This window comes from Campylobacter sp. W0014, assembly GCF_020135975.1.
Lineage (GTDB): Bacteria > Campylobacterota > Campylobacteria > Campylobacterales > Campylobacteraceae > Campylobacter_D.
Map to the genome: position 1 here is coordinate 1 of NZ_JACHTR010000070.1, position 1,133 is coordinate 1,133.

Sequence of the window (1,133 nt, forward strand, 5' to 3'; positions counted from 1 at the left end):
AAATCATCCCTGATAATGTTATAAGAATACAAACACAAGATGGCAGTGGGGAGTTTATTGAGATAGTATTTCCTAGTCAATTAGAACTCAATGATAAACCTTTGGAAGATGTGAGTTATACATTTGTTCCGGCTTTAAGAGGGATAAAGCAATTTTTTAAAGATACTGAGTATTTAAAACCTAGAACATTGACTAAAGATGAAGTGTTGCAGATAGTAGATAAACTGCCAAAAAATGTTCGAGATAAACGCAGGAGAATAGTTGAAAATAAAGAGGAATTAGACAAATTATGGAAAAAGTTAACTAAAAATTCTGAAGAGTTTGAAAATAAAGTAGATAAAAAATACGGACAACCGATTTACATGAGAAAACTAGATGATGGAACTATTATACAATATAAGAAAACTTCTAAAAGCGGGGGTGAGACCATAGAGATAAATTCCAATAAACCAAGAGGAAATCTTAAAACAATACATTATAGAAAATGGGATAAAAAATGAAATATAGGTATATAAAATGGGATGAAAACGAAAAGTGTGCTATTTTTTTTCCTGATATAGATTTTGATATATGGAAAAAAACCCAGCTTTTAGAGAATGATTATGCTAATCCAGCTTTAATTATATCATCCCATTTAAAAGATAAGGTCGGTATTTTAGAACTATTTGAATATTATATTTTGCTTATTTGTGGAAAAAGCATGGGTGTCTCAAGGTGGGAATGTAATAATTTAATTTTATTAGATACTTACAGCATTGATAATATTAGCAGTCCATTTTCTTTAAATACACCCAAACCTACCTATATAAGTGAATATATTAATATCTTGGGGCAACTTTTTCTAGCAGGTTATATAGATTTTGGATCTTATTGTGATGAAGATAGAAATAAAATAGATTATCCCTCAAACTTATCTTATTATAAAGAAGATAAATATCAAGCTTGGATATATTTTAGAGATAATTTCTTCTATAAAGAAAGATTTATTAGAGAGTTGGATGATCTCGAGACATTAGATGAGGATGGATGTAGTCTTGTTTTAGGTAATGTTTCTTGGGATACACCACAATATTGGTCACAATATAATATCTGGGTAGCAACAACCCCAAAAGGCACAAAATACTTCCAAGAAA

The 1,133-nt window shown here is 29.5% G+C and carries 1 protein-coding gene and 1 pseudogene; both read left to right on the forward strand.

The features are described 5' to 3' along the window. Window positions 1-500, forward strand: a pseudogene (locus H2277_RS08970) (hypothetical protein); the annotation flags it as partial. Next, the coding region (locus tag H2277_RS08975) for a hypothetical protein (protein ID WP_337201962.1) at window positions 497-1,133 on the forward strand (637 nt) is incomplete at its 3' end. The pseudogene H2277_RS08970 and the gene H2277_RS08975, both read left to right, overlap by 4 nt.